The organism is Pseudomonas sp. A125 (genome assembly GCF_055409485.1).
This window is the reverse complement of sequence record NZ_JBUZVP010000029.1, coordinates 94,013-100,241: the sequence shown is the minus strand read 5'-3', so window position 1 is coordinate 100,241 and position 6,229 is coordinate 94,013. Positions and strand designations below refer to the sequence as shown.

The 6,229-nt window shown below is 58.8% G+C and carries 5 protein-coding genes; 1 reads left to right on the top strand and 4 read right to left on the bottom strand.

Annotated features, from left to right (window positions below):
* Positions 1–395 precede the first annotated feature (395 nt).
* Positions 396–677 carry a hypothetical protein gene (locus ACZRN6_RS29405; protein ID WP_464009480.1) on the bottom strand — a complete coding sequence of 94 codons (282 nt, stop codon included), beginning with the start codon at positions 675–677 and terminating at the stop codon, positions 396–398.
* Between the two features lie 254 nt (positions 678–931).
* Here ACZRN6_RS29405 and ACZRN6_RS29400 point away from each other — a divergent pair, with 254 nt between their 5' ends.
* Complete coding sequence (locus ACZRN6_RS29400) at positions 932–1,954, top strand: IS110 family RNA-guided transposase (protein WP_464009479.1); 1,023 nt, start codon at positions 932–934, stop codon at positions 1,952–1,954.
* Between the two features lie 322 nt (positions 1,955–2,276).
* Here the strand turns inward: ACZRN6_RS29400 and ACZRN6_RS29395 are convergent, their stop codons facing one another.
* From ACZRN6_RS29395 to ACZRN6_RS29385, 3 genes are all read right to left on the bottom strand, one after another.
* Entirely contained in the window at positions 2,277–3,575 is a 1,299-nt protein-coding gene (locus ACZRN6_RS29395) for an NAD(P)/FAD-dependent oxidoreductase (RefSeq protein ID WP_464009478.1), read from the bottom strand.
* Positions 3,572–4,660, bottom strand: coding sequence for a polyamine ABC transporter substrate-binding protein (locus ACZRN6_RS29390; RefSeq protein WP_177122004.1), 1,089 nt, complete (start codon positions 4,658–4,660; stop codon positions 3,572–3,574). The genes ACZRN6_RS29395 and ACZRN6_RS29390 overlap by 4 nt, the downstream gene beginning before the upstream one ends.
* 167 nt (positions 4,661–4,827) lie before the next feature.
* Entirely contained in the window at positions 4,828–6,186 is a 1,359-nt protein-coding gene (locus ACZRN6_RS29385; RefSeq protein WP_322145980.1) for a glutamine synthetase family protein, read from the bottom strand.
* Positions 6,187–6,229 lie beyond the last annotated feature (43 nt).

Here is a 6,229-nt window from a genome sequence, read left to right as displayed (position 1 = left end):
AGCGTGGTTGACGGGGCGCCTAAGATCAAGATCACAAGCAGATCAAGAACACAGCGGCCTACAGGCCGGCTTGAGTGTTAAAAGCAACAGCAAAATCAACGGCCGGCACGGTTCAAATGTAGGAGCTGGCTTGCCTGCGATGCAGACGCCTCGGTGCATCAGATACACCCAGTTGATGCCATCGCCGGCAAGCCAGCTCCTACAGAAAAGCAGCTCTGCTTTCGCTTTGGCTTTTAACACTCAGGTCGGCTTTCCGGCCGGCTGAGTGTTGTAGATCGAAAGCAACGGCAACGGCGAAAGCGGGCACGGTCAATGTAGGAGCTGGCTTGCCTGCGATGGCATCGCCGCGGCGTGTCTGAAAGACCGAGTTGCCTGCATCGCCGGCAAGCCAGCTCCTACAGAAAAGCAGCTCTGCTTTCGCTTTGGCTTTTAACACTCAGGTCGGCTTTCCGGCCGGCTGAGTGCTGTAGATCAAAAGCAACGGCAACGGCGAAAGCGGGCACGGTCAATGTGGGAGCTGGCTTGCCTGCGATGGCATCGCCGCGGCGTGTCTGAAAGACCGAGTTGCCTGCATCGCCGGCAAGCCAGCTCCTACAGCTTTTGCCCTGGCTTTTAACACTCAGGTCGGCTTTCAGGCCGCCGTGCACTTGATCTTGCTTTTGATCTGACTGCCCCATTCAGCCCGAGGCCGAACGCAGGGATTGAGGAGCGGGTAAACCGGCAGGACGCCGGTTTAGCCGCGACGGGCCAGGGACGGGCCAGGGACGGGCCGTCGCGGCGGCCCGCGGAGCAATTCCTTCGTTCGGGCACACCGAGCCTAAGCGAGGTGCCGACAGGCGGGGCAGAGCCCTAATGAGATGGTCAGCCCGGCACGGGCCCCCCGGTAAATCTAGACTTACCGGGGGGCCCACTTTCGCTAAGGAGACCGCTCATGAACAGCTTGGCATTACTTGGTCTTGATATTGGAAAAAGCACCTTTCACCTCGTAGGGCACGACGTACGCGGCCATGAGGTGCTGCGCAAGCAGTTCAATCGAAATCGACTGCTTCAGTTCTTGGCAAAGCTTGAGCCCTGCACGATAGTAATGGAGTCCTGCGGCGGCTCACATTGGCTCGCCAGGAAGCTTATTTCCTTCGGCCACCAGGTGAAACTTATAGCTGCGCAGCATGTGAAACCGTACGTCACCGGCAATAAAAATGACTACATAGATGCCGAGGCAATTTGCGAGGCGGCGTCCCGTCCCAAGGCACGCTATGTTGCGATCAAGACGGTGGAACAGCAGGTGCTCTCGACCCAGCACCGCCTCCGAGAGGCATTGGTGTGTCAAAGAACTCAAACCATCAATCGTATCCACGGATTCTTGCTGGAATTTGGAATTGCGCTACCGGCGACCAAAGCAGCCATGAACCAAATTCATCAAATACTGGATGACCCTGCCGCTGAGTTGCCTCAACAGTTGACGCAGTTTATCGAGCATCTGTTGGAAGACATCAAACGGCTTACGGTAGAGATTAAGTCCATCGACCACAGCATCAAGGAACAGTTGGCAGCTGATGACGCGGGAACACGCCTAATGAGCATCCCCGGCATCGGCCCCATCATCGCTAGCGCGCTGCTGGCCGACGTCGGGGACGCTTCCAATTTTCACTCAGCGCGAGACTTCGCTGCTTCGCTGGGGCTGGTGCCGAGGCAGTACTCAACAGGTGGCCAAACCGTCCTTTTGAACATCAGCAAACGTGGTGATAAATACCTTCGAAAGCTCTTGGTTCAAGGCTCGCGGGCAGTTTTGGTGCGCATAGATAAACGCAACGACGCCTTGGGGGCTTGGTGCCGAGACCTGCTGACGCGAAAGCACCCAAACAAGGTTGCCTGCACCCTGGCCAATAAACTAGCAAGAATCGTATGGGCCGTTTTAGCTCGCGGAGGTAGCTACAACGCGCAGTTGATGACTTGATCGAAACACTACCGGCTTTTGCGACGACAACGATGATGACGATAAACAGCTCAAATCCCGCCTGAGAACCTGGTAAGCAAAACAGCTTTTGAAGCTGAAGCCCTTTTCAAGGACAGACGGGAGCGACTATTCATCAAGGGCCAAGCGGTGAAACTGCCGACTATGAGCCCGGATACATTAGCGCAAGCATGCTTTACCGCTCATCGTCTGTGGTTGCAGGGGGTGGGCTGACCATACATTTGCTTACTTTGGGGCTTTTCCAAAGTGAGTCGCTGTAAAAGCGAAACCATAAACCGCCGTTACCGCAAAAACGGATATGTACTCAGCCAACCATCTCCCGCACCCGATACCACAACATCCCCAACGCCAGCAGCGGCGAGCGCAACACCTTTCCCCCCGGGAAAGTCATGTGCGGCACCTGGCTGAAAATATCCAACCCGCGGCTCTGCCCCGCATGAATCCCCTCAGCCAACAACCGCGCACACCAATGGGTAACGTTCAACCCATGCCCCGAATACCCCTGGGCATAAAACACATTCGGGTATTGCTTCAACCGTCCAACTTGAGGAAAACGATTGGCCGTAATCCCAATCTTCCCACCCCACTGAAACTCAATAGCCGTATCCACCAACTGTGGAAAAACCTTGAGCATCTTCGGCCGCATATACCCCGCAATATCCAACGGATCCCGCCCCGAATAATGACAAGCCCCACCAAACAACAACCGCCGATCCGCCGAAAGCCGGTAATAATCCAACCCCACTTTCTGATCACACAACGCCAGGTTCTGCGGAATCAACTGACTCGCCACCCCAACCGACAACGGCTCGGTAGCAATGATGTAGCTCCCCGCCGGCAACACCTTGCCGCTCAATTTGGGCTCCAGCTCCTCCAGATGCGCATTACACGCAAGCACCAGGCTACCCGCCCGCACGGTGCCGCCAGCGCAACGCACCTGTACCGTCGCACCATGAATCAACTCCAGTACCGGACTGTTTTCGAAAACCCGCACACCAAGTGATTCGGCGAAAGCCGCCTCCCCCAACACCAGGTTCAGCGGGTGCAAATGCCCGGACCCCATGTCCACCAGGCCGCCGGCATACACACCGGAGCCCACCACCTGCGCCATATCCTGCGCCGCCACCAACCGGGTCTCAGGCACATAACCCAAAGCTGCCAGGCTTTCCAACTCCCCCTGAAACGCCAAGAACTGCGCCGGCGTATTCGCCAACTCACAAAACCCCCAGCGCAGGTCACAGTCAATCCCGTACTCGCGAATCCGCTCGCCCACCAGCGCCACCGAATCGATCCCTGCCCGCTGAAGGTAACGCACGCCCTCCTCGCCCACATATCGGGCAAAGCCCGACACATCATGGCCAATGCCACGGATCAACTGCCCACCATTACGCCCACTGGCGCCCCAGCCAATCCGCCGGGCCTCCAGCAGGATCACCGACAGCCCACGCTGGGCCAGTTCGATGGCAGTGTTGACGCCGGTGAACCCACCGCCGACCACACACACATCGGCCGTCAGGTCCGCCCCAAGCAGCGGGCGCTCGGGCATGGCGTTGGCTGAAGCCAGGTAATACGAACGGGCGTGGTCGGACGCGGAAGGGTTCATTTGTTGGTCTTCACTTTGCTCCAGGACCGCGTCATCAAGCGCATGACGGCCGGCGTAGGGGTGGTCGAAATGTAGAGTTTGTCGAGCACTTCCTGGGACGGGTAGATCTCAGGGTTGTTCACCAGCTCCGGCGCCATGAAGGCCTTGGCCGCCGGGTTAGGGTTGGCGTAGCCGACGCTGGCGCTGACCTTGGCGATCACCTCTGGGTCCAGCAGGTAGTTGATAAAGGCGTGGGCGGCTTTCGGGTTGGCGGCATCTGCCGGGATGGCGAGCAGGTCGAACCACAGGTTGCTGCCTTCCTTGGGAATCGAGTAGGCGATGTTCACGCCGTTCTTGGCTTCCTTGGCGCGGTTGGCCGCCTGGAACACGTCGCCGGAATAACCGAAGGCTACGCAGATGTCGCCGTTGGCCAGGTCCGAGATGTACTTGGAGGAATGGAAATAGGTGATGTACGGCCGCAGGGTCAGCAGCTTGGCTTCGGCCTGTTTGTAGTCTTCGGGATTCTCGCTGCGTGGGTCCTTGCCCATGTAGTTGAGGATCGCCGGGAACAGTTCATCCGCCGAGTCGAGGAACGCTACGCCGCACTCGTGCAGCTTCTTGATGTTTTCGGGTTCAAACAGCACGGCCCACGAATCGATATGGTCGATGCCCAGCACTTGCTTGACCTTGTCCACGTTGTAGCCAATGCCATTGGTGCCCCACAGGTACGGCACCGAGTGCTCGTTGCCCGGGTCATTCTTCTCCAGCAACTTGAGCAGCTTGGGGTCGAGGTTCTTGTAGTTGGGCAGTTGCGAGCGGTCCAGTTTGAGGAACGCGCCGGCTTTTACCTGGCGCGCCAGGAAATGGTTGGACGGCACCACCACGTCGTAGCCCGTGCGGCCAGCGAGCAGTTTGCCTTCCAGGGTTTCGTTGGAGTCGAATACGTCATAGATCACCTTGATACCGGTCTTGGCCTGGAAGTCGGCCAAGGTGGTCTCGCCGATGTAGTCAGTCCAGTTGTACACGCTGACCGTCTGCGCGGCGTGGCCCGCGCTGCTGAATAACGCCGCCAAGGCCAGCGGGAGAAGCTTTTTCACCAGACGCATATCGACACCCCTTTGCTTGATTGATTTTTATGTATTCACCCAGCCATTGCGTAGCAGCTGTCGAGCCCCGGCGAGGCTGCGTAGCGTTGTATCAGACACAATTGCGGTGGGCCCGACGCAGCCTCGCTAAGGCTCGACAGCTGCTACGGGCAGGGTTGGACGTGTCGTCAGACACTCAGCAGCAGGAACTCACGCTCCCAGGAGCTGATCACCCGCTTGAAATTCTCGTGTTCGGCGCGCTTGACCGCGACGTAGCCGCGCACAAACTTGTCCCCCAAATACTGTTTGACGGTGTCGCACTCTTCCATGCGTGCCAGGGCGTCTTCGATGGTGATTGGCAGGCGCAGATTGCGGCGCTCGTAGGCACGGCCTTCTACCGGCGCGCTGGGCTCGACCTTTTCGATCATGCCGAGGTAACCACACAGCAGGCTCGCGGCGATGGCCAGGTACGGGTTGGCATCGGCGCCCGGCAGGCGGTTTTCGACACGCATGGCGTCGGGGCTGGAGCTCGGTACGCGCAGGCCGACGGTGCGGTTTTCTTCGCCCCACTCGACGTTGACCGGTGCCGAGGTGTCCGGCAGGAAGCGGCGAAACGAGTTCACGTTGGGCGCAAACATCGGCAGCAGCTTGGGGATGTACTTCTGCAAACCACCAATGTGGTTGAGGAACAACTGGCTTTTGTTGCCGTGCTCATCCACAAACACCTGCTTGCCGGTGGCGATCTCCACCACGCTCTGGTGCAGGTGCATGGCGCTGCCGGGCTCGTCGGCCACGGGTTTGGCCATGAAGGTCGCGGCCACGTTGTGCTTGAGCGCGGCCTCACGCAAGGTGCGTTTGAACACGGTGATCTGGTCTGCGAGGTCGAGGGCATCGCCGTGGCGGAAGTTGATTTCCATCTGCGCCGGGCCGTCTTCATGGATCAGTGTGTCGAGGTCCAGGCCTTGGGCTTCGCACCAGTCGTAGACGTCTTCGAACAGTGGGTCGAATTCGTTGGCGGCATCGATGGAGAACGATTGGCGGCCACTTTCGGCACGCCCGGAACGGCCCAGCGGGGTCTTCAGCGGCAGGTCCGGGTCTTCGCAGCGCTGGGTCAGGTAGAACTCCATTTCCGGCGCGACAATCGGCTGCCAGCCTTGGTCGGTATACAGTTGCAGGACCTTTTTCAGCACGTTGCGCGGCGACAATTCGATGGGGTTGCCCTGCTTGTCGAAGGTGTCGTGGATCACGATCGCGGTGGGCTCGATGGCCCATGGTATGACGTAGGTGGCGTTGGCCACCGGGCGGCAGATCATGTCGATGTCGGCCGGGTCCAGCAGGTCGTAGTAGATATCGTCGTCGACAAAGTCCCCGGTTACCGTTTGCAGCAACACACTTTCCGGCAGGCGCATGCCTCGCTCATGCAGGAACTTGTTGGTGGGCGAAATCTTGCCGCGTGCGATGCCAGTCAAATCACTGATCACGCATTCGACTTCGGTAATCTTGTGTTCTTTCAGCCAGGCGGACAGCTGATCGAAGGGGGCGTTCATAAGGACCTCGTCATGGGTTGGATGATGCGCCGGCGGGCTTCCC

Coding starts and splice junctions, on each gene's coding strand:
- ACZRN6_RS29390 (WP_177122004.1), bottom strand. CDS start 4,660: ATGCGTCTGGTGAAAAAGCTTCTCCCGCTGGCCTTGGCGGCGTTATTC.
- ACZRN6_RS29385 (WP_322145980.1), bottom strand. CDS start 6,186: ATGAACGCCCCCTTCGATCAGCTGTCCGCCTGGCTGAAAGAACACAAG.
- ACZRN6_RS29395 (WP_464009478.1), bottom strand. CDS start 3,575: ATGAACCCTTCCGCGTCCGACCACGCCCGTTCGTATTACCTGGCTTCA.
- ACZRN6_RS29405 (WP_464009480.1), bottom strand. CDS start 677: ATGGGGCAGTCAGATCAAAAGCAAGATCAAGTGCACGGCGGCCTGAAA.
- ACZRN6_RS29400 (WP_464009479.1), top strand. CDS start 932: ATGAACAGCTTGGCATTACTTGGTCTTGATATTGGAAAAAGCACCTTT.